Genomic DNA, 26574 nt, shown 5'->3' with positions numbered 1-26574 from the left:
CTATGCGGTGCCTTTGCTTGGGGCGTAGACCTCTCCCCAGAGGCGTGCGGGGGTCGTGCGCCGGGGAGATGCAAATCCTTTTCTTTGGTGGACTGCCGTACCTTGGCCGCGACTGGCCGGGACGGAATTGGGAGAGCACATCGTGATTGACCGCAAGTTTCTGACCGCTGGCATCAGTGGGCTGGCCATGGCGCTGGTCCTGGCGCCGCAAGCCGTAATGGCGCAGGATGCAGACGAGCAACCGGCTGCCGAAGAGCAGGATGACGAAGAAAACGTCATCATCGTTTCGGGCTTCCGCGAGTCGCTGGAAAGCGCCGTCGCCGAAAAGCGCAACAGCGACCAGATCCTGGAATCGGTTACCGCCGAAGATATCGGCCGCCTGCCCGATGCCTCGATCGGTGAATCGATCGCCCGCCTGCCGGGCCTGACCTCGCAGCGCCTCAACGGTCGTGCCAACGTCATCTCCATCCGCGGTTTCGGCCCGGACTTCTCGCAGACCCTGCTCAACGGCCGCGAACAGACCACGACCAGCGACAACCGCTCGGTCGAGCTCGACCAGTATCCGTCGGAAATCGTCAACCAGGTGGTCGTGTACAAGTCGCCGACCGCTTCGCTGGTCGGCCAAGGCCTCGTCGGTACGGTCGACATCCGCACGGTACGCCCGCTCGAAACCAACGACCGCGTCGTCGCCATCGGTGCCCGCGGGTCCTATGCCGACCTCGGCAAGCTCAACGCCGGTTCGCGCGATCTCGGCTACCGCGTCAATGCGGCCTATGTCGACCAGTTCCGCGACGATACGCTCGGCCTGTCGCTGGCAGCGTCCTATGTCGACGAACCGTACCAGCTCCAGGAGTTCAACGCCTGGGGCTACGCGGGCGCCGGCACGGCGGCTTCGCCTTCGGTTATCGGCGGTTCGAAGAGCTTCGTGACCTCGACCCGGCTCAAGCGCCTCGGCGTCAACGGCACCTTCCAGGCGCAGGCGACCGACACGCTGATGTTCACGCTCGACGCTTTTTATTCCAACTTCGACGACGACCAGTCGAAGCGCGGCATCGAACTGCCGCTCGGCTTCGGTGCTTTCGGCACCACCACTTCGATCGGCACGGTTGAAGACGGTTTCGCCACGTCGGGAACCTTCAATAACGTGCGCGGCGTTGTCCGTAACGACATCTTCCAGCGCAAGGCCGACCAGTACGCCATCGGCCTGAACTTCGACTACGAAGGCGACGACGGCTGGAGCGCGATGTTCGATTTCGGCTGGTCGCGGACCGACCGCAACGAACTAAGCCTCGAAAGCTATGCCGGCACCGGGTTCAACGGCGACGACACCGGCAATGGTGCGGCCGCTTCGATCGGGTTCCAGTCGGGCCTGACCGGCACCGTGTTCAACCCGTCGCTCGACTATTCGGATCCGACCCGCATTTTCCTGACCGACCCGCTCGGCTGGGGTGGCGGCACCGTGCCGCAGGCCGGTTACTCGAACAACCGCATCATTGAGGACGAGCTGAAGCAGTTCCGGGTCGAAGTCGGCAAGGAATTCGAAGGCGGCTTCCTCAGCGGTGTGCAGTTTGGCATGAACTACACCACGCGCCAGAAGACGCTGACCCCGGACGAGGCCTTCGTCCGCCTTCCTGCCGGACGTCTGCAGTCGGCGGTGCCGGCGGAATTCCTGCTGCGCTCGACCGACCTCAGCTATCTCGGACTCGGCCCGATCGTCAGCTACGATGCCCGTGACCTGATCGATGCCGGCGTGCTGGTGCTCGAACCGCGCGTGACCAGCGGTCCTGGTGCTGCAAACGACGTGATCGGCAAGGGCTACACCGTCAACGAAGACCTGATGAGCGCCTATCTCCAGGCGAACATCGAACAGGAACTCGGTGCCGGAACGCTGACCGGAAACTTCGGGGTGCAGGCTGTCAACACGATCCAGAAGTCGACCGGCTTCATCTTCGCGCCGGGCGGACCGCAGGAGCGCACGATCGGCGACGATTACTGGGATATCCTGCCCAGCGCCAACCTTTCGCTGCGTCTCAACAGCGACACGGTGATCCGCGTTGCCGCATCGCGCCAGATCATGCGTCCGCGTCTCGACGACATGCGCCTGTCGATCGGCTACGGTATCGACAACTCGGTCCCCGGCGGCCTGATCCGCGGGGGCGGCGGCAACCCGTTCCTTCGGCCCTATCGCGCCAATGCCGTCGACCTCAACGTCGAGCAGTATTTCGGCCAGGGCGGGGTGATTGCGCTCCAGCTGTTCTACAAGGACATCAAGAGCTTCATCTTCAACGGTCGCTTCGATTTCGACTACAGCGGCTTCCCCGATCCGACCGGTTCGGCGGCGTTCCCGAACCTGCCGGACATCGGCACGCTCGATGCGCCGATCAACACCGGCGGCGGTGACCTCTACGGCGGCGAACTGGCGGTCACCATGCCGCTAGGCACTATCGTATCGGCGCTGGATGGCTTCGGCATCACCGGCGGCGCGAGCTATACCGAGTCGAAGGTGGAAGATGCCAACGGCAACGAAACCACAATCCCGGGCTACTCGAAGTGGGTCGTCAACGGTACGGCCTACTTCGAAAAGTGGGGCTTCAACGCGCGCGCCAGCGCCCGCTATCGCTCGACCTTCCTCGGTGACTTCACCGGCTTCGGTGGTTCGCCGACCCGCCGCACCGCGCTCGGCGAGACGATCATCGACGCGCAGATCGGGTACGACTTCCAGGAAGGCAGTGCACTCGAAGGCCTGTCGCTCTATCTGCAGGGCCAGAACCTGACGGACGAGCGCTTCGCCTCCGTCGGCTCCAACCGCCTCCAGGTCGTCGACTACCAGACCTACGGTCGCCGCTTCCTGGCCGGCTTCACATACCGCTTCTGATAGCGGGTCGCATGGGCGGGGGCGAACGGCATGCCGGAACGCTCCCGCCCACTTGCACACACTGATACGATGGGCTCGCCGGGAATCGTCCCGGCAGCTATCGACGGTTGCTGCCCATGAACCCGACGTCCTACCCTCCCATAGTCATTGCCGGCGGCGGCACCGCGGGCTGGATGGCAGCGGCCGCGCTGGGGCGGTTTTCGGGCCGGCGCGTGGTACTGGTCGAATCCGAGGCGATCGGCACGGTCGGGGTCGGCGAAGCGACCATTCCCCAGATACGCCTGTTCAATGCCGCTCTCGGCATCGACGAGGCGGAGTTCCTGCGCGAGACGCGAGGGACCTTCAAGCTGGCGATCGAATTCGCCGGTTGGGCCGGGGAGGGCACGAGCTACCTCCACGCCTTCGGCAATGTCGGCCACGGTGCCGGGCTATTGCCGTTCCACCAGTACTGGCTGCGAGCGCGGTCGGCAGGCACGGCGGAGCCGCTCGCCGACTATTGCCTGAACGACGGCGCTGCCCGGGCGGGCAAGATGCAGATGTGGCGCGGCCAGAATGGACAGCCCGTACCTGACTTGCCGTGGGCCTACCACTTCGATGCCACGCTCTACGCAGCGTACCTGCGCCGTTACGCCGAGACACTCGGGGTGCAACGGGTCGAGGGCACTATCGCCGGAGTCGAGCGCGACCCGGCAAGCGGCGACATCGCCGGACTCCTGCTCGACGGGGATCGCCGGATCGAAGGCGGCTTTTTCGTCGATTGCACCGGCTTCCGTTCGCTGTTGCTGGGCGATGCGCTCGGCGTCACCTTCGACGACTGGAGCCATTGGCTGCCATGCGACCGCGCCGTCGCGGTGCCGTGCGAGGCCAAGGGGGATTTCACTCCCTACACTCGCTCGACAGCGCACAGGGCCGGGTGGCAATGGCGCATCCCGCTCCAGCACCGCATCGGCAACGGCCATGTGTTCTGTTCGGACTTCATGGGCGAAGACGAGGCGACGTCTATCCTGCTCGCCAATCTGGACGGAGCAGCGACCGCCGATCCGCGCGTGCTCCGCTTCACCACCGGTATGCGGCAGCAGCAATGGTCGCACAACTGCCTCGCTCTCGGTCTTGCGGGCGGCTTCATGGAGCCGCTTGAATCGACCAGCATCCACCTGATCCAGAGTTCCATCGCGCGCCTGTTGCAGATGCTGCCGGGCGCCGGGATGGCGCCGCCGATGCGGGACGAATTCAACCGTCAGGCGGCATTCGAATGGACCCGGATCCGCGATTTCCTGATCCTGCATTACTGGGCGAACGGGCGGGTCGGCGAGGCCTTCTGGGACCGCTGCCGCGCAATGGCGCTTCCCGAGACGCTTCTTGCCAGAATCGAGGCATTCCGCGCCGCCGGCCACATCCACCGCGAACACGAAGAGCTGTTCACCGAACAGGGCTGGCTGCAGGTGATGGTCGGACAAGGGATCATGCCCGAAAGCTACAATCCGATCGCGGATGCGATGCTGCCCGTCGAACTCGAGGCGATGCTCGCGCGCATTGCCGACACGAACCGCAAGCTGGTCGCCGCCATGCCGGCCCATGGGCAGTTCCTGCGGGCCTATATCGATCCTGCCAACCAGAGGAAGACCGCCTGATGCGCCCGTGCCTGCCATCCCTGACCGCCATTGCCCTGGTACTGTCGGCTTGCGCCACGACCCCGACGATCGCGCAGGAAGCGGCTCCGGTTGCGGCCAGCCCCTCGGCTGCGGATTTGCGCCAGCGCCCGGTCACCGACGAGGTGATCTATTTCGTTCTGCCCGACCGCTTCGCCAATGGCGACCCGGCCAACGATCTCGGGGGCTACAAGGCGGACAGGCTGGTATCGGGCTACGATCCGGCTGCAAGGGGCTTCTATCATGGCGGCGATCTCAAGGGACTGACCGAAAAGCTGGACTACATCCAGGGGATGGGCGTCACCGCGATCTGGTTCGCGCCGATCTTCAAGAACAAGCCGGTCCAGGGCCCAGCGGGCGACGAGAGCGCCGGCTACCACGGATACTGGGTGACCGATTTCACCCAGGTCGATCCCCATTTCGGCACGAACGAGGAGTTCAAGGCCTTCGTCGACGCCGCGCATGCCCGCGGGATGAAGGTCTATATGGACATCATCACCAACCACACCGCCGACATCATTCGCTACGCCGAGAACGAGTACAAGTATCGCAGCAAGGCCGAATATCCTTACTCGGCCCGCGGCGGTGTCGCCGGCGAGCCGATCAACGAGGGGTTCAACGGAGACACCGATCCGAGCGCCGAGAACTGGGCGAAGCTGGTCAGGCCGGATTACGCCTACACCCCCGTCGTCCCGGAAGCGGAAAAGAACGCCAAGGTGCCGGCGTGGCTCAACGATCCCATTTACTACCACAACCGGGGTGACAGCGAATGGTGGGGCGAAAGCGCCATCTATGGCGACTTCGTGGGTCTCGACGGCATCTTTACCGAGCACCCTCGCGTCGTTGCCGGGATGATCGAGATCTTCGGAAACTGGATCGACCGCTTCGGGATCGACGGATTTCGCATCGATACCGCCAAGCATGTCAATCCGGAATTCTGGCGGGCGTTTGTTCCGGCAATGCTGGAGCGGGCCAAGGCCAGGGGTATTCCGAATTTCCATGTCTTCGGCGAAGTCTACTGGGAAGGGGAGAAGCCCGGCGGCTTGCACCAGTATACGATCCGGGACGAATTGCCTTCGGTTCTGGATTTCACCTTCCAGTCGGCGGTGAAGGAAGTCGTCGCCTACAACAAGAGCCCGGACATTCTCTACGAGATGTTCCGTGGTGACGTCCTTTACCGGGATGGCGAGGACACCGCGATGATCAATCCGACTTTCGTCGGCAATCACGATATCGGCCGCTTCTCCATGTTCGTGAAGCAGGGCAACCCCGATGCAGATCCCGACGAGCTGCTGAAGCGGACGATGCTTGGCCATGCCATCATGATGCTGTCGCGCGGCGTCCCCACTATCTACTATGGCGATGAACAGGGCTTCGTGTCGGACGGCAACGACCAACTGGCGCGCGAGGACATGTTCCCGAGCCGCGTCGATGCCTACAACGACAATGATCTCCTGGGGACCGACGCGACAACCGCGAGCGCCAATTACGATGCGCAGCACCCGCTCTATCGCTTGATCAAGGGGCTTTCTGCCGTGCGTCTGGCCAATCCCGCGTTGACGAGAGGGCGGCAAACGCTAGGCACCTTCGACCGCGAGCCGGGGTTGTTTTCGTTCACCCGGACCGATCCGCAGAGCGGCCAGCGCGTGCTCCTGGCCTTCAATACCAGCGCCAAGCCGATTACCCGCAATATCGAGATCGCCTATGACGTAAACGCGATCGCGACCCTTGTCGGACCGTGTGCGACGGCCATCGAGGCGCCGGGCAGCGTCCGTTTGACCTTGCCGGCTTTCGGCTACGCGGCTTGCGAACTGACCGCCGGGGAGGGCGTGGAATAATCGTGGCAACTGCCAGCCAACCATCCGCGGCAACGGCCGCCGCCCTGCCGTGGTGGAAGGGTGCGGTGATCTACCAGATCTATCCGCGCAGCTTCATGGATTCGAACGGTGACGGGGTGGGGGACCTGCCCGGCATCACCGCCCGCCTCGATCATGTCGCCTCGCTCGGGGTCGATGCGATCTGGATTTCGCCCTTCTTCACCTCGCCGATGAAGGACTTCGGCTACGACGTCAGCGATTATTGCGATGTCGATCCCCTGTTTGGCACGCTGGAAGATTTCGACGGACTTGTAGCCCGTGCCCATGCGCTAGGGCTGCGGGTCCTAATCGACCAGGTCTATTCCCACACCTCCGACGAGCACCCATGGTTCGCGGAAAGCCGCTCCAGCAAACATAACGACAAGGCGGACTGGTATGTGTGGGCCGATGCCAAGCCCGACGGGTCGCCCCCGTCCAACTGGCAAAGCGTTTTCGGTGGCCCGGCGTGGACCTGGGACGCGCGCCGCGGCCAGTACTACATGCACAACTTCCTCAGCAGCCAGCCGCAGCTCAACTGCCACAATCCGGCAGTGCAGGAAGCGCTGCTGGCGGTGACCCGCTTCTGGCTCGACCGCGGGGTCGACGGCTACCGCATCGACGCGCTCAACTTCGCAATGCACGACCCAGAACTGCGCGACAATCCACCCGCGCCGGCAAGCGACAAACCGCGCACCCGACCGTTCGATTTCCAGCTCAAGACGCGCAACCAGTCGCACCCGGATATCCCGGCCTTCATCGCCCGTATCCGCGAAGTGACAGACAGCTACGATGGAATCTTCACCGTTGCCGAAGTCGGCGGCGACGAAGCCGAGGCAGAGATGAAGGCGTTCACCGCCGGCGAAACGCATCTCAACTCCGCCTACGGCTTCAACTTCCTCTACGCCGATACGGTATCGCCCGGCCTTGTCTGTTCCGCGCTGGCGCAATGGCCGGACAACGACGGCGTGGGCTGGCCGAGCTGGGCGTTCGAGAACCACGATGCCCCCCGCGCCCTGTCGCGCTGGTGCGCGCCGGACCAGCGCGAGGCCTTCGCGAGGCTAAAGGTGCTGCTGCTCATGTGCCTGCGGGGCAATGCAATCCTCTACTACGGCGAGGAACTGGGCCTCACCCAGGTCGATATCCCGTTTGACCAGTTGCACGATCCCGAAGCCATCGCCAACTGGCCGCTGACCCTGTCGCGCGACGGGGCGCGGACCCCGATGCCGTGGCAATATGATGCGGCCTGCGCAGGCTTCGGGTCGGTCGAACCGTGGTTGCCGATGGGCGCCGACAATGCCGCGCGGGCTGTCGACGTGCAGGATGCGGATCCCGCTTCATTGCTGAACCTCACCCGCAAGGCTGTGGCGCTGCGGGTAGCCAACCCCGCGCTTCGCCATGGTGCGGTCAGCGCCTGTCGTGCCGATGGGCGGCTGCTGGATTTGCAGCGAAGCGCCGACGGACAGACGATACGCTGCCTGTTCAATATCGGCCCCGACCTGCAAACCCTAACAGGGGTCGAGGGGCGGAACCTGTTTGCCGTCAATGACGCCTCCCCCGACCAACTGCCGCCCTTCGGCGTGGTCATCCTGGAGATCTGACCGATGCGCTACCTGCTTGCCGCTGCCTCGATGCTGGCTGTTGCGACCCCACTCGCAGCCGCTGAAGTCACGTCGCCCGACGGCCGGATCAAGGTTGAAGTCGAGGTCGATGGCGACGGCGTGCCGTTTTACCGTATCGAGCGTGACGGCAAGGAAATCATCGCCAACAGCGACCTCGGCTTCCAGTTCACCGACGAAGAGGTGATGCGGCGCAATTTCACCGTGGTCAGTGAGAAAATCACCAGCGCGGATTCGACCTGGGAGCAGCCGTGGGGCGAGCGCCGCTTCGTGCGGGACCATCACAACGAGCTGGAAGTCGTGCTGCAGGAAAACAGGGTCCTGTCGAAGCGGCAGCTCAAGGTGCGGTTCCGGGTGTTCGATAACGGCGTGGGCTTCCGCTACGAATTCGACCGGCCCGACGACAAGGTCACGAACATTTCCGACGAGTTGACCGAATTCGTGATTGCGCCCGCCGGTACCGCCTGGTGGATCCAGGGCGGCGACTGGAACCGCTACGAGCAGATGTACAAGCAGACCCCCATCGACAGCGTCTCGGTCGCGCATACTCCGATGACCATCCGCCTCGAGGACGGAACCCACCTGTCGTTCCACGAAGCGGCGCTGGTCGACTATTCCGGCATGCGGCTGCAGCGCATGGAAGGGCAGCGCTTCAAGGCGACGCTGGCACCCTCGAGCCGCGGGGCGCGCGTCGTCCGCAAGGGCGCCTTTACCACCCCGTGGCGCAGCATCCGCATCAGCGACGGCGCTGCCGGACTGGTGGAGAATGATCTGGAGCTCAACCTCAACGAGCCCAATGCGCTCGGCGATGTCAGCTTCTTCAAGCCGGCCAAGTACATCGGCATCTGGTGGGGGATGATCTCCAACCGCTGGACCTGGGCCGAAGGCGATCGCCACGGGGCGACCACGGAACGCGCCAAGCAGTATATCGACTTTGCCGCCAAGCACGGTTTCCGCGGCATCCTGATCGAAGGCTGGAACGAGGGCTGGAACGGGAACTGGTTCGGCGACGGGCGCGACTTCAGCTTCACCAAGGCCTATCCCGACTTCGATTTTGCCGAAGTGACCGCCTACGCCAAGAAGAAGGGCGTCCACATCATCGGCCACCACGAAACCGGCGGGAATATAGAGGTTTACGAGGCACAGCTCGAAGCCGGGCTCGATCTCTACGCCGCCAATGGCGTCGACGTGGTGAAGACCGGTTATGTTGCCGACGCGGGGGGGATTATCTCCTGCAATGCCGACATTGCCGATCCCTGCGTGGATGGCGGGGGCGAGGTCTTCGAATGGCACGACGGCCAGCGCATGGTGCAGCACCACCTCGAAGTGGTGAAGGAAGCCGCCGAGCGCGGCATCGCCATCAACCCGCACGAGCCGGTCAAGGACACCGGCCTGCGCCGGACCTATCCCAACTGGGTTGCCCGCGAGGGCGCGCGGGGCATGGAATACAACGCCTGGAGTGCATTCGGGAGCGGGCCGGACCACGAGCCTACACTGGTCTACACCCGCATGCTTTCGGGACCGATGGACTACACGCCCGGCGTGCTTGGGCTGGTCGGGGACAACAACTATCCCATGGCCTCCACGCTCGCAAAGCAGCTCGGGCTCTATCTCGCGATCTATTCGCCGATCCAGATGGCGGCGGATTTCGTCGAGAGCCTGGAAGCGCATCCGAAGGAGCTGGAGTTCATCAAGGCGGTCCCCGCCGATTGGGCCGACAGCAAGCTGCTCGACGGTGCGGTGGGCGATTACGCCATCTTCGCGCGCAAGGACCGCAATAGCGAGGATTGGTACGCGGGCGGCGTCAACGACGCGACCGAGCGGACCGTGACCCTGACCTTCGACTTCCTCGATGCAGGCAAGACCTACAGGGTCAAGGTGTGGAAGGACGGCCCCGAAGCGACCTACCTGACCGATAAGCGCCACGACATCGCCTATGACACGCTGACGGTCAAGAAAGGCGATAGCTACACCGTGCGCCTCGCGCCGGGCGGGGGCCTCGCCATGCAGTTCAAAGCCAGCAAGTGAGGTGGCTCGCGGCGCTGCTGCTGGTGCTTTTGTCGGCATGCACCACGCCGCAGGCGTCGCAAGCCGATGCGGGCCGCTTCGTCGAGATCGAACGGATGGCGGCGGAGGGCCTGCCTGACCAGCGGGTAACTATCTGGCTGCCGCCCGGCTACGATACGGCAAGCCGTCGCTACGGCGTGCTGTACATGCACGACGGGCAAAACCTGTTCGATCCGGCCAATGCCCATTACGGCAAGATCTGGCAGGCCGATCGGGTGATGCGCGATCTCGTTGCGGCCGGGACGATCGACCCCGTCATCATCGTCGGCATCTGGTCGCCGGGCGCTGACCGTTATCGCCAGTACCTGCCGCAGAAGCCTGCGCAGGCGCTGCAAGGCGTGCTGAAGGACGATCTCGACGGGGATTTGAGCCGTAGTGGCCCCATCCTGTCGGACCACTACCTCGACTGGATCGTCACTTACCTCAAACCGCGTATCGACCGCGACTATCGTACCCGGACCGGTCGTGCGGATACGACCATGATCGGGGCCAGCATGGGCGGGATTATGAGCTGTTATGCCATTGTCGAGCGCCCGGACATCTTCGGCCGCGCCGGTTGCGTGAGTTCGCATTGGCCGCTGGTCGATCCCGACCTGGCGAAGGCGAGCAAGGCCGAGGTCGACCGCGTCTGGCGCGACTACCTGATGGGCAAACTGGGCGCGCCCACCGGTCGGCGGATCTGGATGGATCACGGGACTGCGACGCTCGATGGCTATTATCCGCCGTTCCAGCAATCGATCAGTGAGATGTTCAGGGACGCCGGTTGGCAGGAAGGGCGAGATTTCGCCGCGCGGGAATATACCGGGGCAGAGCATGACGAAGTGGCCTGGAATGCCCGCTTGCCGGAAATGCTGGTCTGGCTACTGTCGGAGCGATGAGCGAACCCAAAGCACCCGATGTCGTAATCCTCGGCGGCGGCAGCGCGGGCTGGATTACCGCCTGCCTGCTGCACCGCGAATGGGCGGGGAGGGGTGGCTCGGTCACCGTGGTCGAAAGCCCGGAGATCGGCATCATTGGCGTGGGCGAGGGCTCTACCCCGCAATTGAAGGCCTTCTTCGACATGCTCGGCGTGGAAGAGGCGGAGTGGATGCCGGCCTGCAATGCCACCTACAAGCTCGGCATCCGCTTCAACGGCTGGAGCGAGCGGGCGGGCTTCGAGAGCTACTACCACCCGTTTCCCGGCCCGGTGGATCTGCACAGCGAGCCGCATTTCGTCCAAAACTGCCTGCTCGCCCGGCACGGTTTCGATGTCCCCGTGCATCCCGATCCCTGGTTTTTGGCCACACAATTGAGCGAACGCGGACTCGGACCGGTGGCGGGCGAAAATTTCCCATTCGCACCCAGCTATGGCTATCACTTCGACGCCTATGCCATCGGCGCCTTTCTGCGCGAGTGGGCCGTGGCACGCGGGGTGCGCCACCTGCCGCTCAAGGTCGCCGCAGTCGAACGGGCGGACGATGGGGACATCGCCGCGCTGCTGTGCGAGGGCGGCGAACGGGTCGAGGGCACGCTTTTCGTCGATTGCTCGGGTTTCCGTTCGATGCTGGCGCAGCAGGAGCTCGGGGTCGAGTTCCTGCCCTTCGCCGAGAACCTGTTCAACGACAGCGCTGTGGTCATGCCGACTGGGCACCTCGCCCCGTTCAGGCCGCAGACCGATGCCACCGCTATGAAGGCCGGCTGGCGCTGGACTATCCCGCTGACGAACCGGGTCGGCAACGGCTATGTCTATTCCTCAAAATACATCTCCGACGAAGAGGCCGAGGCGGAACTGCGCGCCTCGCTGGGACTGGGTGAGGACGGTCCGCAGCCGCGCTTCCTCAAGATGAAGGTCGGCAGGGTCGCGGAAACCTGGCACCGCAACTGCCTCGCGGTAGGCCTGTCACAGGGTTTCCTCGAACCGCTTGAGGCGACCGCGCTCCATATCGTCATCGCTACCGCGCTGGAGTTCACGCAGGCCTTTGCCGCCGGCGGCTTCGGCCCGCAGCACCGCGACACTTTCAACGCCTCGATCGCTGCGCGTTACGAGGGCATTCGCGATTATATCGTGGCGCATTACCGCCTGAACCAGCGCACCGACACGCAATACTGGCGTGACAATGCCGCGAACCACGACCTGTCGGACGGGCTGAAGGCGATGATGTCCGCGTGGTTCCGCCAGCAGGACATGAATGCCGCAAACGACGCTGCCTATGGCGGCAAGCGCTACTACGCGAACGCCAGCTGGCACTGCCTCTTCGCAGGCTACGGCACTTTCCCTCCGCCGGAAAAACTGCAGCCAGCACCGCCGCAGGCCCGTGTGGCGGACCTCGACGGGGTCGAGGGCATGATCGATGCCTGCGCCATGAACTTCCAGCCCTACGATCCGGTGATTGCCGCGCAAGCCGATTGACCTTGCCTGCCCCTTTCGGCCAATCAGGCGACAGGAGAGCTGGGGTGAGGACAAGCGGGTGAGCAGGGACGAGAGGCGGCTGACCTCCTTCGACGTGGCCGCAAGGGCAGGGGTGTCGCAATCTACGGTATCGCGCGCGCTGTCGGGATCGCCCACCATAACCGAGGCGACCCGCCTGCGCGTGATGGAGGCGGCGCGCGAACTCGGCTATGTCATCGACGAACGCGCCGCCCGGCTCCGCAGCGGGGTCAGCAAGACCATCGCCGTTGTGGTCATCGGCCGTCCGGGGCAGGGTGCGGCGGCGGTCAATCCGTTTTATTACTCGCTTCTCGGAAGCGTCTGCACGGCGGCGGCGACACTGGGCTACCAGGCGCTGGTGTCCATCCAGTCGGAACCCGAGCAGTTCTTCGGCCAGTTCATCGAGCGCGGCCAGGCCGACGCCGTGGTGGTGCTCGGAACCGCTACCAATCGCGATGCCTGGCGGTATTTCAGCGACTACCGCGAAGCGCAAAGCCATCTCGCGTTCTGGGGGTCGCCGTTCGATGGGCCGGGCTATGTCCGGTCGGACAACCGGCACGGCGCGCGGCTTGCGGTCGAGCGGCTTGTGGCCGGAGGCTACCGCCGGATCGCTTTCATCGGCGAAACCGACGGGGCGCAGCGCCAGTTCCGTGAACGCTACGAAGGCTACCGGTCGGCGCTCGAGGATGCGGGGCTGCCGATGTTCGATGCCGTCACCGCTGCGGGCGCAACGCGGGAAGAACAGGGGGCAGGCGCGATCGCTGCATTGCGGGCAGGCGATACGGGTTTCGACGCGGTATTCTCGGCCTGCGATGCCATGGCGCTCGGCGCGCTGGCGGCGCTGCGCGATGCCGGCGTTGCGGTGCCGGACGAGATCGGGGTGATCGGTTTCGACGGTCTCGGGGTCGGGGCGCATTCCTCCCCGCCGCTGACCACGATTGAACCGGACTTCGCCGAAGCGGGGCTCAACCTGGTCGAGGCGGCGCTGGGCGGCTCCGGTGACGACCGCGACCGCCGCGTATCGGTTTCGCTGGTCGAACGGGGCAGTGCCCGCCCGGCGAGCTGATCGCGCCAAGAAAGAAAAACGGCCGACCCCTGAGGGCCGGCCGCAAGCTGTTTTGTTATATTTTAAGCTCTAGAATTCGGCGGAGACAGAGAATGAAAAACTCCGCCCCACATCGAAACTATTCACTTCGATGCGATTGGTTCCGGTGGCGAGATATTCGAAATTGTCGCGACCGGTGAGATTGCGCATCTCCAGCTTCAATTCCAGCGGCACGTCGGCAATGGTGATGCCTTCGCGAACCACGAAATCGAGCCGGAACCCGGGGTTCTCCAGAATATCCGGCAGCCCGCCGGCACCGCGGCTGGTCACGCGCTCGCTGGCGTAGGACATGATGAAGGTCGCCTGCTGCAGCTTGTCGAGATCCTCGATGCCGATTTGCAGGTTGGCAATGTGGTCGGACTGCCCCGTCAACGGAAATCCGTCGAAGAAGAAACTCGATGCCGGCCGCGGAACCGAACCGACGCCCGGCGTGAAGATGAGCGTTTCGTCATCGTCGCCGACCTTCAGTTCGGACTGGGTATAGGTGTAGTTCGCCACGACAACGGCGCGCTTGCTTTCGAACCAGCCGCCGAGGTCGATCAGGTCGTAGTTCCACTGCAGTTCGACTTCGCCGCCCCACAAGGTGGCTTCGGGCGCGTTGGCGAATTGCGTGGTCTGGTCGTTGTCGGTGAAACCGGAGAAAGGCTCGATCGGGTTGTCGATCTTCTTCCAGAAACCGGCAACGGCGAAGCGGCTGCCCGATCCGAAGTAGTATTCGCCGCGCAGTTCCGCGTTCGTCAGGGTGGAATCCTGCAATGCCGGATTGCCGACGAAGGTGCGGTTGGATTCGGGATCGGTATAGGGCTGGAAGATCAGCTCGCGGAACTGCGGGCGGGCGATGGTCTTCGAACCGCTGGCGCGTAGCTGGAAGCCATCGGCCACCTCCCAGGTGATCGTCGCACCGGGCAGGAAATAGTCGTTGGCCAGGCTGGTAACCGCGTCGAGGTTTTGCTGGTTGCTGAAGATCTGCACCGGCGAAACGGTCTGCACCGCATCCTCGTACCGGACGCCGATGTCGATCGTGAGGCCATCGAACGGAGCGATGTCGGCCTTCACATAGCCTGCCTTAATTTCGAGATCGGCCGCGAAAACGGGGAAAACCTGCGATGTCTCGAACAGTCCGACATCGTAGAATTCGATGATCGCGTCGCCCAGCAGCAGGTCGGGCCGCAGAGCCCCGACACCCGAGGGGAAATCGGAATCCGAATCCCACAGGAACTGGCGGAACGAGGAAATCCGGCTGGTGTCCGAATATGCGCCGCCGACGGTCAGGGTCACCAGGTCGGGAATGACGGGGTAGCTGACGTCAGCGCCGCCGTACCACAGCTTCTCGGTCAGGTCGGAGAACGATACCTGCGCGAGGTCGCCGCGGATGCGGTTGAGCGGGTTGACGAAGATATCGCCGGTTTCGTCGCCTGCGTTATTCGTCCGGACGTATTCGAATTCGTATTCGAACGGGCTCTCGCGGTCGGTTTGGGCATAGCCGCCGCGCAAGTCGATCTCGAGGTCGCCGAACTCCAGCTCGGCAATCAGCTGGCTGTCGATGAGCTGGCGTTCGAACCAGCCGGTCGACTGTTGCAGTTCGTCGTCGCCGTCCTGCAGGTTCTGGCCCCGGGAGATCACCGCCTGCTTCAGCGTGTCGCGGATGTACACATTGGTCCAGCGGAACCGGTGCTCGTCGATCTCCAGTCCGAGCCCGATCAGCGCGTTGGCGGTAATGCGGTTGTTGGTCACGAAATCGCGGAAATCGGTGCGCAGGTTCAGGTCGAGATCGTCGGGGGTCTGCGAGATGACGTTGCGCGTGGTGAAGCTGTTGCTGAGGTTGGCGGTGGCAATGATGCCGAGACGAGCGGTGCCGATATCATAGGCATCGCCCAGCGTAATCCCGCCCGAGAAATTGGGCTGCGTCTGGCTGACTTCCTGCACCAGCAGCAGGTTGGGCACGTTGAGCTGCGTGGCGATCGCCTGCTGGTCGGCCAGCGGCAGGTCGGACAACTGGGTGTTGCCATTGAAGTAGGCCTGCAGCGCGGGCGGGGCATCGCGCCGTTCGGTGGTGAAGCCGAATTTGTCGTAGCTGCTGCCGTAGTACTGCACGGAGTCGCCGAAGGTCGTGATCGTATCGCCGCTGACGCCAAAGCCGATCTTCAGGAAACCTTCGTCGGGCACTGCCGTGGTGGTGAGGTTGATGACCCCGCCGCCGAATTCACCCGGGAAATTGGCCGAATAAGTTTTCTGCACCAGGCTGGAGGCGACAATGTCGGTCGGGAAGATGTCGAGCGGGACGACGCGGCTGAGCGGGTTGGGCGAGGGCAGCGGCAGGCCGTTGAGCAGCGCCAGCGAATAACGGTCGCCGAGGCCGCGAACGAACACGCGCCCGTCGCCATTGTCGGACAAGCCGGTGACGCGGCTGATGGCGCTGGCGATGTCGCCGTCGCCCGTACGCGCGATATCCTCTGTCGACAGAACCGAGACGACCTGGGTCGAGCTGCGGGTGATATCGCGCGGGCCGCGGCGCCCGGTGACGGTGATGATGTTGCCACCGCCGGGAATCGAGACATCCGGGCCTTCGTCCGTTGCAGGGTCTGCAGCCGGATCCTCCAGCGGCGGTTCGCCAGCCGGCTCCTGCGTCGTCAAGTCCTCGCCGGTCGCGATTTCGTCGGCGACGGCTTCCTCTTCGGGCTGGCCCTGGTCTTGCGCGAAGACCGCGCCCGGGGTGGTGAGCGCGGTCGTGATGAGCAGCCAACCTGCCAGCTGCTTGCCGATGGACATGATACGTGGTCCCGTCATGAGTGGTAGTTTCGAAAATGCTTCCGGCCGGCGGGAGAGTGCCGGCCGGAAGGCTGTCGCAGGATGGCGGGGCGGCGGCGGATCAAGGTGCTACCGGGCCCCGTCCGTCCCCGATCAGTAAACCGGCAGCGAGGAACAATCGCCGGTGTTGGCGGTTCCCAGCGTCACGGTCGGCGAGTTGCAGGTCCAGCCTTCGGCCCAGTTGCCGGCGGTGTTCTGCACAGCGCCGATAAAGGTCGGCGCCACGGCGAAGAACGAAGACAATGCGGTGGGGTTGAAGACCGCACGGCCATTCTCGTTGCTTCCGTTGATGAACGGCGCGCCGCCAAGGGCCGTCAGCGAATGGGTGAAGCTGGAGCTGTTGTTGGAGCCTGCATCGAAGCGGGTCTGGACGTCCGCAACCGTCGTGCCGGTGCCGGCGCGGAAGTCGGTCGCGCAATCGAGCACGAAGGAATTGAACACCAGCGGTCCGGCCTCGTCGATGCTCGCGTCGGCTGCTCGGTTGAGGGCATCTATGCCGTCGACGCGAATGCAGGGGGTCGAGCCCTTCTGGTCGAACAGCACCGAGTTGACGATGGCGAAATCGGTCCGGCCGCGGAAGCGGAGCAACTGGTCGCCCGTCGCGCTGTTGCCGACGAAGGTGGCATTGGTGATGCGCGTGTTCTGGCGCGGTGTGTTCTCTTCCAGCGTGTTGGAGGAATCGGCCTCGATGATGGTGTCGCCGGCTGACGCGCGCTGGATGGCGATGACCTGGTCGAAGCTGGCTTTGACGCCCACGTCGGTATCGATCGAGTCGTCTTCCGACCCGACCACCACGAGGCGGCGCATGTTGACGACGCCGCCGAAGAACTCAGCCCCGTCGTCGGAGCTGTTGTAGCTCATGATGTTGTTGAAGGTCGTGCCGCTCCCGACGCCGCCGGTGGTGAGCGACTGGAGCTCGTCGCCATTGGCGAGGATGAAGCCGGAATAGCGGAGTTGGACGAAGGTCATCGCGCCCGAATTGTCGTTGTCGGTCGCACCGCCATAGCGCGGCGGGGTGGTCGCACCTTCGACCAGGCGTTCGCACGCGACCGTCCCGGGGGTCGCACCGGCGGCCGAACAGTCGGTGACGCGGGCGCGGCCGTTGATGATGACCCCGCCCCACTGGCCGGAGGAGTTGGCGTTGTTGAGGCCGAGGACATTGTCGCGGCTGGTGAAGATCACCGGGCGGGTGGCTGTGCCGTTGGCGCGGATGTCGTTGCCGCGGTTGATGTTGAGGAAGCTGGAGCCTGAAGCGAACAGGATGGTGCCCGGCTCGATGGTGAGCACGACATTGGTGTCGCTCGCGCCGTCAGAAGCATCGGGGGCCGGGCCGCCGTCGGCGCCGACATTCACCTGGCCGTCGATCTGGTAGAGCAGGCCGCGGATCTGGGCGAGCGTGGTCGAGGCGGTGAAGTTCGTCGGCAGGCGACAGACGCGCCAGGTGCCGGTCGGGCCGCTGATGGTGCCGGCATCGACCAGCGGGCTGGGGTTGGAAATGGTGGGGCAGCCTGCAGCCGGGGTCACCAGCGTGCTGGTCGGCGTCGGGGTGGGGGTCGGCGTCGGGGTCGGATTGTTGATGATGATATTGCCGCCGGTGCCGGGCGAGACGATTTCGTCTGCGCCGCAGCCGGCAAGTGCCAGTGCGCTGCAGCCGATGATGAGCGAGCGATGGAAGGTTGTCACAGCAAACGGTCCCCTGATTTGGCCGAAGAATCGGTACGGATTGGCGCGAAAAGCGTGTCGCGAGTCGGGCCGCTAGGGGTGGCTGGTGACAGTTTGTGTCAGCACATTGCTCTTTTGTGACTTTCCACAAGCTGCCCCGGGATCGGCAAATCTGCTGTCTCCTTTTCCTTTTCGTGACAGAAATGTTGCAATGTTACGCAAGATGTAATACTCCTGTCATATTGAAGCGCGGTTGATGAAGGGGAGCGGACTATGAAGGCAACCATCGCACTGGTGGCAGGCGCGCTGTTCATGGCAGTGCCTGCTGCCGCCAACGAAGCCGATCCGGCAGCCATGCTCAACAAGGCGGCGGAACTCGTGGCGAAGGGCGACTATGCGGCCGCCCGCATCTTGTACCGACAGGTCGCGGCGACACCTGCGGATTTCAAGCTCGAGACCACGAGCGGCACTTGGGCCTATCCGGCAGAGATCGCCCGCCGGGGCCTTCTGGCCATCGAGCGTCGCGACGATACCGTCCGGTTCGCGTCCAGCAAATAGGCTGCATCGACAGCGCCGAAACCCGGAATTAACCATCGTAACAGCGGGGAGGAGCGGCTCGTCCATGCGGACGGGCCGTTTTTCGTGTGAGGCGGGAACCATAAGCATTCATCTTGCCGTCACAGCCATGTCATTTAATGTCGCAATGGGACGCTGATGGAGGGCTCGGTGATTCTTGTTAGATCGGGCCGGCTTGCCTTTTTTGCTGTGCTGGCCCTGGCATCCGCTCCGTTGCGGGCGGATGTGCTCGAGATTGGTGAAGAAGGCGCGCGCTGGGTTGTCGGCGGTCCCGTTGCTGCGTCGTCCGTCGAAGCGATGGCGGCCGCATACCCCGGCGGCCCCGATTCAGGGCTCTCGATTGGTGTGGGCAGTCCTTACAGCGGCGACCTGCCGCGCCAGGTGATCTCCGACCCGTCGCTCACCGCCTTGGGCGTTCCGCCCGCTTATCAGGCCGCGGTGCAGGAACTGTCGCGCCGTTTCGACCTCAGTCCGAGCCTTATCGAAGCGCTGGTCTGGCAGGAAAGCCGCTGGCGGCAGGGCGCGGTCTCTTCCGCAGGTGCGCGCGGCCTTGCCCAGTTGATGCCGGGAACCGCGCGCTACTTGGGCGTCAATCCCTACGACCCCTACCAGAACCTCGAAGGCGGGGCGCGATACCTGCGCGAACAGCTCGACCGGTTCGACGGCGATCTCGAAAAGGCGCTGGCCGCCTACAATGCCGGCCCCGGCCGGGTAATCGACGCGGGTGGCATCCCCAATATCCGCGAAACGCGACTTTACGTGGCGGCGATCATCGGTCGCCTGTCCGATCATTCCAGGAAGGTAATGTAACACTATGGGATCGCTCGCACGGTTGGCCGCACTTTCGGCGCTGTTTTCTCCCACCGCCGTATTGGCGCAGAGCCAGGCTGCCGACCCGCAGGGCTCCGGCCCGGTCGTCAATGCGCTGGCCTGGCTCCAGGGTACGCTGCTCGGCTCGGTTGCCACTGCCGTTGCGGTGATGGCCGTTGCTGCCGTCGGCTTCATGATGCTGACCGGCCGGATCAACTGGCGGTTCGGCGCGACGGTAATCATCGGTGTCTTCATCCTGTTCGGCGCGACCACCATCGTCGCCGGCATTCAGAATGCGGCGGGGTAACCAGCGGTGAGCGAGCTTGTCCGCCATCCAGTCCATCGCGCGCTCACGCGGCCGCAGATGTTCGCGGGCGTGACGATGAATTTCTTCATCATCAACCTGATGGTGACGACGATCGCATTTCTGATACTAAAGAGCTTCTGGATCGTGCCGGTGCCGATCGTTACGCACGCGATCGGCTATTTCGTCTCGCTGCGCGAACCGCGCATCTTCGACCTGTGGATTACCAAGGTCTCGATGTGCCCGCGGGTGAAGAACTACAAGCGCTGGGGCTGCAACAGCTATGCGCCCTGACGCGGAAAGATTGATGCGATGAGCAAATGGATCGGCCCTGCGGCCTGGAGCGAGAAGGAAGCCCGTGCCGGCGACCGGCTCCCCTACGCCCGGCTGGAAGACGAGAATACGCTGCTGCTCCGCGACGGTTCGCTGATGATGGCGCTGCAGGTTCCTGGCCTTCTCTTCGAGACCGAGGATAGCGAGGCTCTGAATGCCCATGCCGCGACCCGCGAGGTGGTGCTGCGCTCGACGCTGGATTCGCGCTTCGTGCTCTATCACCACGTCATCCGCCGCCGGGTGGAGGTGGAGCTCGACGCCGATTTCCCCGATCCGTTGAGCGCCCATATCGATGCGCGTTGGAAGGAGCGGCTGGGCTCGGGTTCGCTCTTCATCAACGATCAGTTCGTGACGCTCATCCGGCGGCCCGCGCGCGGCAAGGCGGGGCTGGCAGAGCGGCTGGGAAAGAAATGGAGCCGGCGCGGGCAGAAGGAACTCGAGGCCGATCCGCGCGACCTGCGATCGCTGAAGGCGGCGGTGGGCGGACTGCTGGCGTCGTTGCAGGCCTATGGGGCCAGTGTCCTGGGTGAATACCAGGGGCCTTCGGGAAGCACCAACAGCGAGCTCCTCGAACTGCTCTCCGCGCTCTACAATGGCGAGATGCGTCCGGTTCGCCGTCCCTCCGACGACACCGATGTCGGTTTCATGCTGCCCTATCGGCGCACCTCGTTCGGGCTCGACGCAATGGAGCAGCGGGGGGCAGGGGACCCCGATTTCGCCAGCATCCTCAGCCTCAAGGACTATCCCGAGGCGACCTCGCCCGGACTGCTCGACGGTCTGCTGCGGCTGCCTTACGAGATGATCGTCACCGAGACCTACGCTCCGCACGAGCGGACGACCGCACGTGAACGGATCGATCTCTCGCTGCGCCGACTGCGCTCGGTGGACGAAGAAGCGACGGCCGAGCGCGTGGACATGATGAACGCACGCGATGCGCTGGGCAATGGCGGCGTCGGTTTCGGTGACCATCACCTGTCCGTGCTGGTGCGCGAGACGAACCTTCCCCGGCTCGACGATGCCAGCGCCGCCTGCGCCGCTGCGCTCGCAGACACCGGCGCCGTCGTGGTGCGCGAGGATACCAATCTCGAACCCGCCTTCTGGGCACAGTTCCCCGGCAACGAGGCCTATGCCGTACGCCGGGCGATGATCTCCAGCGCCAATATGGCGAGCTTCGGGTCGCTGCACGGCTTCGCGCTGGGGCAGGCCGAGGGCAACCACTGGGGCGATGCCGTGACGCTGCTGGAAACTACCAGCGCCACGCCGTTCTTCTTCAACTTCCACAACGGCGACCTCGGCAATTTCTCCATCATCGGCCCGTCGGGTTCGGGCAAGACGGTGGTGATGAACTTCCTCGCCGCGCAGGCGCAGAAATTCAGCCCTCGCACGATCCTGTTCGACAAGGACCGCGGCGCGGAACTGTTCATCCGCGGCATCGGCGGGCGCTACGACCGGATCTACGCGGGCGAGCCGACCGGGTTCAACCCGCTGGCGCTGCCCGATACCGCCGCCAACCGCGCCTTCCTGCGCGACTGGCTCGGCGTGCTGCTCAAAGCCGATGGCCCGGAAGAGCTGCAGATGATCGCCCATGCAGTCGATGCGGCTTACGAGAACGACGCTTCGCTGCGCCGCCTGCGGCATTTCCGCGAATTGCTGTCGGGCTCGCGTCGTCCCGAGGCGGGGGACTTGGCCGATCGCCTCTCGGCCTGGATCAACAAGGGCGAGAACGCCTGGCTGTTCGACAACGAGCGCGACAAGCTCGACCTCGACAACCGCGTGCTCGGCTTCGACATGACCGCGCTGCTGGAAAACCCCAAGCTGCGCACGCCGACGATGATGTACCTGTTCCACCGCATCGACGAGCGGCTGGACGGCAAGCCGACGATGATCCTGATCGACGAGGGCTGGAAGGCGCTCGACGACGAGGTCTTCGCCGCGCGCATCCGCGACTGGCTCAAGACGCTGCGCAAACGCAACGCGCTGGTCGGGTTCGCCACCCAGAGCGCCGCCGATGCCCTCGAAAGCCGCATTTCGACCGCGCTGGTCGAACAGACCGCGACCATGATCTTCATGCCCAACAGCCGCGCCCGGGCAGAGGATTATTGCGACGGCTTCGGGCTCACCAGCCATGAGCTGGCGCTGATCCGCTCCCTCCCGGCGCACAGCCGCGCCTTCCTTATCCGCCAGCCCGATGCCAGCGTCGTCGTCCGGCTCGACCTGTCAAACGCGCCCGAAGTGCTGACCGTGCTTTCCGGCCGCGAAGGCACGGTGCGCCGTCTCGACATGCTGCGCGATGCAGTGGGCGACAATCCTGCCGACTGGTTCCCCGCGCTGACAGGCCATGCCTGGCCGGTGCAGACCGCGCGCGAGCCCGACGTGGCCGATATCGTTTCGTTCAAGCAGGCCGCAGAATGAGCGCGCAATGCGATGCCGCAATGTCCGAGGCCGCCGGGGGCATCGCCTCGGCGCTGAAGGCTGTCGATTGCGTGTCGTCCGAGGTCACCGGCACCGCCTTCGGCAAACTGTTCGCGCCGGGAGGGGCGCTGGCGACGACGCTGACGATCCTGCTCACCCTCTACGTCGCCTTTTTCGCGATTGCCCTGCTGACCGGGCGCTCCAGCCTCGGCATCCGGCAACTCATGCCGCGGATGCTCACGGTCGGCCTGGTCCTTACCTTTGCGACGAGCTGGGTTGCTTATCAGAGCGTGGTCTGGAACCTCGCGCTCGGTGCCCCCGACTGGCTTGCGGGCATACTGACCGGTGACCGCGGCTCCGCCACCATGACCTTTGCCAGCAAGGTCGACGTCGTTTTCCAGGCAGTCGAGCGCGCTTCCTCAGGGCAGACCGATATCGAACTGTTCTCGCCGCCGGGCATGCTGTGGGCGGGCGCTTTCGCCTTCATGCTGGGCACGGTGGGCGTGCTGGTCACGGCGCGCATAGCCCTTGCACTGGTCGTGGCGCTGGGGCCGGTGTTCGTCGTGATGGCGCTGTTCGACGGTACGCGGGGCCTGTTCACGGGCTGGGTCAAGGCGCTCGTCATGCTCGCGCTGACGCCGCTTTTTGCCGTAATTGCCGGGGGCATCATGCTTGAACTCTCGGTACCGATCCTCTCGGCCCTGACCCAGAACGCCGGCGAAATCCCGGCCCGTCCGGCGATGGCGTTCCTCATGGTCGGCTGTGTGCAGCTGGCGCTCATGATGATGGTGCTGAAGGTTGCAGGGACGATGGTGGCAGGCTGGCAGGTGTTCGGTATGGTTCCGGGCAAGGAGGCCAAGGGTAGCGAAACCGGCGCCGCAGATAGCCCGCAAATCGTAACTGTCAGGAGCGATCCCGCATCGCAGCAGGCGAGCCCGACGGCTGTGGCAGCGGGCGGCACGGCGCGCCGGACTGCGGCCGCTGCCGGATTGCCCTATATTGCTGCCGCCAACGACCGCGGAGCAGGGCCTTCCTCGCTGCGGGAAACCCGCATTATCGGCACAGCTTCAGGGGCCGGACAGCAAGTGCCCGCTACCGCGGCGACATCGCGCACCCGCGGGCTCGGCAACCGCTACAAGGCCGCAGCCCCCCGATCGACGGAGAAAGTGAAATGAACCGCGCCGGATTGATCCCCGCGCTTGTCCTGCTGTTTTCGGCTGTGCCCGCTGCGGCGCAGGACGCGCGCATGCGGGAAGTCGCCTATGATCCCGATCGGGTGGTAGTAATCGAAGGCCGCACCAAGGTGCAGGCAACGATCCAGTTCGGTGAGGAAGAGACCATCGAAAATGTCGCCGTCGGCGACTCGGCTGCCTGGCAGATCACCCCCAACAAGCGCGCCAACCTGCTGTTCGTAAAGCCGCTCGCACCGCTGGCACAGACGAACATGACAGTGGTCACAAACAAGCGAACCTATCTGTTCGATCTAGTGGCAAGTCCGCGCGCGAGGCCGTTGTATATCCTCACCTTTACCTATCCCGAGGAAGAGGCGGAAGCGTTGCAGGCAGCCGCCGGGAAAGCCAGCGAGGCGGAACTCGCTGCGGCGACCGACCCATATGCCGTAGTCGATCCTGCAGCTCTCAATTTCCAGTGGACCAAGACTGGGCCGGCTGCCCTGCTGCCGCAGAACGCTTTCGACGACGGCGAGGCAACGTTCCTCGAATGGCCCGAGGGCGCGCCGGTCCCAGCGATCCTGGTAAAGGACTTCCAGGGCACTGAAGGTCCGGTGAACTTCACTGTGCGCGGCAATACCGTGGTGGTCGACGGTGTGCCGGCGCAGATCATCCTGCGTTCCGGCGAGGAAATGGCGACGCTGACCAATATGAAACCGCCCGCGCAGGCCGCGTTGGCGCCCAAGGGCCGCTGAAGCGGCGGTTGAACTGAAGGATATCTGTGATGCGTCTAGCGATGCGACTTCCGGAAAAAGGTGGGACGGCCGGTCCTGCCAACGACACAGACCCGCGCGACACGCTCGATAGCGACGTGACGGACCTGGCCTCGCGCACGGCGTACCCCGTCGTCGCAGCGAAAGGCGGGAAGTCGGATGCGGTCGGGCTGGCCGCAGGTATCGCGGTTGTGGCAGCGCTTGGCGCAGTGACGCTGTGGAGCATGAATTCGGCGCGCCTCTCCCCGCCCGAAGGCGTAGGCAATGCAGCGGCCCCGCAGCAGGCGACTGCGCCAGCCCCCGCGCAGGCGCAGGCGCCGCAACAGGCCGCCGTGCCGCCCCCGGTCGGTGCCCCGCAGCCCGATCCCGCGCCCATGCCGGTCCTCGCTGCCGATCCCGGCGGTGCGCCAGCGGTGGCCGTGCTCAACCCGTATGGGGCCCCGTCGCTGGTGTTCGACCAGAGTGCCCGTGTGACTGTGCCGGAGCTGGCGACTGCCCCGGGCGTGGCTTCGGCCATGGGCAGCGCAACCACCGGAAATGCCGCCGGCGATTTCGCCAGCAGCATCGGCGGCGTCGGCGGCGCGACCGCAACCGCCCAGCGGCTCGTCAATCCCGCCACAACCGTGACCCAAGGAACGCTGATTCCCGCCATTCTCGAAACAGCCATCGATACCGACGTGCCGGGCTATGTCCGCGCGGTCGTGAGCCAGGATGTGCGCAGTTTCGATGGCAAGAACGTCCTCGTGCCGCGGTCCAGCCGGCTCATCGGGCAGTACCAGTCGGGCGTGCAGGGTGGCCAGAAGCGCGCCTATGTCATCTGGACCCGACTCATCCGGCCAGACGGGAGCTCGGTCAATTTGCAGTCTCCGGCCATCGGTTTCGACGGGACGACTGGCCTCAAGGGCGATGTCGACAGCCGTTTCTTCCAGCGCTTCGGATCCGGCCTGCTGCTGTCGCTGGTGGGCGGTATCGGCACGCTGGCTAGCGGCGGCGCCTCGGTAATCGTCGGCGGTGCCGGACAATCGGCAGCCGCCGCGGCGGTCGAACAGAACAGCCAGGTCGGTCCTCGCATCCGCGTACGGCAGGGCGAGCCGATCCGCGTCTTCACCGCCCGCGACCTCGATTTTGGCCCGGTGATGTAGGCACGAGCGATGGCTGCCGACGTCCATCCCCTGGCCAAGCAGGAAATCAGCGCGGCCGATCGCAGCGTCTATCTCGACGCCTATCTCGCCCCGTTCCGCCGCTGGCTCGACCGGGACACGGTGACGGAAATCATGGTCAACCGGCCGGGCGAGGTATGGATCGAGGATGCTACCGATCCGGGCATGAAGCGGATCGAGACGCCCGACATCGATGACCGGCTGGTACAACGCCTGGCGGAACAGGTCGCGCGGGTCAGCCACCAAGGGATCAATCGCGAGCATCCCTTGCTGGGCGCGACATTGCCCGATGGCGCTCGCGTCCAGTTCTGCGGTCCGCCCGCCAGCCGCAAGCACTGGGTCATGGCCATCCGCCGTCACCGCCGGCTCGACCTGCCGCTCGACGCCTATGACTCGGGCCCGCTCAGCCCGCCCGACGAGCTGCCAATGCCCGATGCGCAGGCGCAGCCTATCGCCTTCCTGCGCGAAGCCATCCGCCAACGCCGCACCATCCTCATCTCCGGCGGCACCAGCACCGGCAAGACGACGTTCCTCAACGCCATGCTGGGGGAAATCCCGCGCGACCAGCGGGTCGTGCTGGTCGAGGACACGCCCGAATTGCGCCTGCCCGGCGAAAACGGCGTCGGCCTGGTCGCGGTGAAGGGAGAATTGGGCGAAGCCAAGGTTACCGCCAATGAATTGCTTCAGGCGGCCCTGCGGTTGCGACCCGACCGGATCGTACTGGGCGAATTGCGGGGTGCGGAATCGGTCAGCTTCCTGCGCGCGATCAATACCGGCCACCCGGGCAGCTTCTCGACCATCCATGCCAATTCGATCGCCGGTGCGCTGGAGCAGTTGTCGCTCATGGTGATGCAGACCGGTATCGGCCTGACCCGCGGCGACACCAAGGCCTATGCCGCCAACGTCATCGACGTGATTGTCCAGCTCGGCCGCTCGGACGAGGGGCGACGCGGCATCAGCGAGATCGCCTTGGCCCGCGATCTGGTCTAGGG

General features: G+C 64.7%; 19 protein-coding genes. 17 read left to right on the top strand and 2 right to left on the bottom strand.

Annotated elements, in window-relative coordinates:
* Positions 1-187: 187 nt before the first annotated feature.
* The 8 genes from WAB17_RS00400 (at position 188) to WAB17_RS00365 (ending at position 13536) form a co-directional block, all read left to right on the top strand.
* Complete coding sequence (locus WAB17_RS00400; protein ID WP_435419403.1) at positions 188-2875, top strand: TonB-dependent receptor; 2688 nt, start codon at positions 188-190, stop codon at positions 2873-2875.
* Positions 2876-2991: 116 nt separating this feature from the next.
* Positions 2992-4506, top strand: a complete 1515-nt coding sequence (locus WAB17_RS00395; protein WP_435418070.1) for a tryptophan halogenase family protein — start codon at positions 2992-2994, stop codon at positions 4504-4506.
* Positions 4506-6362, top strand: coding sequence for an alpha-amylase family glycosyl hydrolase (locus WAB17_RS00390; protein ID WP_435418069.1), 1857 nt, complete (start codon positions 4506-4508; stop codon positions 6360-6362). Before WAB17_RS00395 ends, WAB17_RS00390 begins: the two co-directional genes overlap by 1 nt.
* 2 nt (positions 6363-6364) lie before the next feature.
* Positions 6365-7978: an alpha-amylase family glycosyl hydrolase gene (locus tag WAB17_RS00385; RefSeq protein ID WP_435418068.1), complete on the top strand. Its 1614-nt coding sequence runs from the start codon at positions 6365-6367 to the stop codon at positions 7976-7978.
* A 3-nt stretch (positions 7979-7981) separates the two neighbouring features.
* A complete protein-coding gene (locus WAB17_RS00380; RefSeq protein WP_435418067.1) occupies positions 7982-10024 on the top strand; it encodes a glycoside hydrolase family 97 protein in 2043 nt (680 codons plus the stop codon).
* Positions 10021-10941: an alpha/beta hydrolase gene (locus WAB17_RS00375; protein WP_435418066.1), complete on the top strand. Its 921-nt coding sequence runs from the start codon at positions 10021-10023 to the stop codon at positions 10939-10941. Before WAB17_RS00380 ends, WAB17_RS00375 begins: the two co-directional genes overlap by 4 nt.
* A complete protein-coding gene (locus WAB17_RS00370) occupies positions 10938-12452 on the top strand; it encodes a tryptophan halogenase family protein (protein ID WP_435418065.1) in 1515 nt (504 codons plus the stop codon). The genes WAB17_RS00375 and WAB17_RS00370 overlap by 4 nt, the downstream gene beginning before the upstream one ends.
* Positions 12453-12510: 58 nt before the next feature.
* Positions 12511-13536, top strand: coding sequence for a LacI family DNA-binding transcriptional regulator (locus WAB17_RS00365; RefSeq protein ID WP_435418064.1), 1026 nt, complete (start codon positions 12511-12513; stop codon positions 13534-13536).
* Between the two features lie 69 nt (positions 13537-13605).
* On the opposite strand, the gene WAB17_RS00360 is transcribed toward WAB17_RS00365, so the two are convergent.
* A complete protein-coding gene (locus WAB17_RS00360) occupies positions 13606-16344 on the bottom strand; it encodes a TonB-dependent receptor domain-containing protein (protein WP_435418063.1) in 2739 nt (912 codons plus the stop codon).
* Positions 16345-16476: 132 nt separating this feature from the next.
* A complete protein-coding gene (locus tag WAB17_RS00355; RefSeq protein ID WP_435418062.1) occupies positions 16477-18066 on the bottom strand; it encodes a hypothetical protein in 1590 nt (529 codons plus the stop codon).
* 252 nt (positions 18067-18318) lie between these two features.
* Here WAB17_RS00355 and WAB17_RS00350 point away from each other — a divergent pair, with 252 nt between their 5' ends.
* From WAB17_RS00350 to virB11, 9 genes are all read left to right on the top strand, one after another.
* Positions 18319-18603, top strand: coding sequence for a hypothetical protein (locus WAB17_RS00350; RefSeq protein ID WP_435418061.1), 285 nt, complete (start codon positions 18319-18321; stop codon positions 18601-18603).
* A 156-nt stretch (positions 18604-18759) separates the two neighbouring features.
* On the top strand, positions 18760-19431 hold the full coding sequence (locus tag WAB17_RS00345; protein ID WP_435418060.1) for a lytic transglycosylase domain-containing protein: 672 nt from the start codon (positions 18760-18762) through the stop codon (positions 19429-19431).
* Positions 19432-19435: 4 nt separating this feature from the next.
* The gene (locus tag WAB17_RS00340) at positions 19436-19738 is read left to right on the top strand and encodes a TrbC/VirB2 family protein (protein WP_435418059.1); all 303 of its coding nucleotides are present in this window, start codon (positions 19436-19438) and stop codon (positions 19736-19738) included.
* A 6-nt stretch (positions 19739-19744) separates the two neighbouring features.
* Positions 19745-20029 carry a type IV secretion system protein VirB3 gene (locus tag WAB17_RS00335; protein WP_435418058.1) on the top strand — a complete coding sequence of 95 codons (285 nt, stop codon included), beginning with the start codon at positions 19745-19747 and terminating at the stop codon, positions 20027-20029.
* A gap of 18 nt (positions 20030-20047) precedes the next feature.
* A complete protein-coding gene (locus WAB17_RS00330) occupies positions 20048-22480 on the top strand; it encodes a VirB4 family type IV secretion/conjugal transfer ATPase (protein WP_435418057.1) in 2433 nt (810 codons plus the stop codon).
* Positions 22477-23655 (top strand): type IV secretion system protein, encoded by a 1179-nt coding sequence (locus WAB17_RS00325; protein ID WP_435418056.1) that lies wholly within the window; start codon positions 22477-22479, stop codon positions 23653-23655. The genes WAB17_RS00330 and WAB17_RS00325 overlap by 4 nt, the downstream gene beginning before the upstream one ends.
* A complete protein-coding gene (locus WAB17_RS00320) occupies positions 23652-24404 on the top strand; it encodes a TrbG/VirB9 family P-type conjugative transfer protein (RefSeq protein ID WP_435418055.1) in 753 nt (250 codons plus the stop codon). The genes WAB17_RS00325 and WAB17_RS00320 overlap by 4 nt, the downstream gene beginning before the upstream one ends.
* 29 nt (positions 24405-24433) lie before the next feature.
* Entirely contained in the window at positions 24434-25564 is a 1131-nt protein-coding gene (locus WAB17_RS00315; protein ID WP_435418054.1) for a TrbI/VirB10 family protein, read from the top strand.
* Between the two features lie 9 nt (positions 25565-25573).
* A complete protein-coding gene (gene virB11, locus WAB17_RS00310) occupies positions 25574-26572 on the top strand; it encodes a P-type DNA transfer ATPase VirB11 (protein WP_435418053.1) in 999 nt (332 codons plus the stop codon).
* Positions 26573-26574: the final 2 nt, after the last annotated feature.

This window comes from Parerythrobacter aurantius, assembly GCF_045291475.1.
Taxonomy (GTDB): Bacteria; Pseudomonadota; Alphaproteobacteria; order Sphingomonadales; family Sphingomonadaceae; genus Parerythrobacter; species Parerythrobacter aurantius.
Note: the sequence above shows the minus strand (reverse complement) of the source record. Positions and strands in the feature narration are given on the sequence as shown.

Excerpts from the sequence above, each read along its gene's own strand:
- WAB17_RS00400 (WP_435419403.1), top strand. The coding sequence starts at position 188 with ATGGCGCTGGTCCTGGCGCCGCAAGCCGTAATGGCGCAGGATGCAGAC.
- WAB17_RS00395 (WP_435418070.1), top strand. The coding sequence starts at position 2,992 with ATGAACCCGACGTCCTACCCTCCCATAGTCATTGCCGGCGGCGGCACC.
- WAB17_RS00390 (WP_435418069.1), top strand. The coding sequence starts at position 4,506 with ATGCGCCCGTGCCTGCCATCCCTGACCGCCATTGCCCTGGTACTGTCG.
- WAB17_RS00380 (WP_435418067.1), top strand. The coding sequence starts at position 7,982 with ATGCGCTACCTGCTTGCCGCTGCCTCGATGCTGGCTGTTGCGACCCCA.
- WAB17_RS00370 (WP_435418065.1), top strand. The coding sequence starts at position 10,938 with ATGAGCGAACCCAAAGCACCCGATGTCGTAATCCTCGGCGGCGGCAGC.
- WAB17_RS00360 (WP_435418063.1), bottom strand. The coding sequence starts at position 16,344 with ATGTCCATCGGCAAGCAGCTGGCAGGTTGGCTGCTCATCACGACCGCG.
- WAB17_RS00350 (WP_435418061.1), top strand. The coding sequence starts at position 18,319 with ATGAAGGCAACCATCGCACTGGTGGCAGGCGCGCTGTTCATGGCAGTG.
- WAB17_RS00345 (WP_435418060.1), top strand. The coding sequence starts at position 18,760 with ATGGAGGGCTCGGTGATTCTTGTTAGATCGGGCCGGCTTGCCTTTTTT.
- WAB17_RS00340 (WP_435418059.1), top strand. The coding sequence starts at position 19,436 with ATGGGATCGCTCGCACGGTTGGCCGCACTTTCGGCGCTGTTTTCTCCC.
- WAB17_RS00330 (WP_435418057.1), top strand. The coding sequence starts at position 20,048 with ATGAGCAAATGGATCGGCCCTGCGGCCTGGAGCGAGAAGGAAGCCCGT.
- WAB17_RS00325 (WP_435418056.1), top strand. The coding sequence starts at position 22,477 with ATGAGCGCGCAATGCGATGCCGCAATGTCCGAGGCCGCCGGGGGCATC.
- WAB17_RS00320 (WP_435418055.1), top strand. The coding sequence starts at position 23,652 with ATGAACCGCGCCGGATTGATCCCCGCGCTTGTCCTGCTGTTTTCGGCT.
- WAB17_RS00315 (WP_435418054.1), top strand. The coding sequence starts at position 24,434 with ATGCGTCTAGCGATGCGACTTCCGGAAAAAGGTGGGACGGCCGGTCCT.
- virB11 (WP_435418053.1), top strand. The coding sequence starts at position 25,574 with ATGGCTGCCGACGTCCATCCCCTGGCCAAGCAGGAAATCAGCGCGGCC.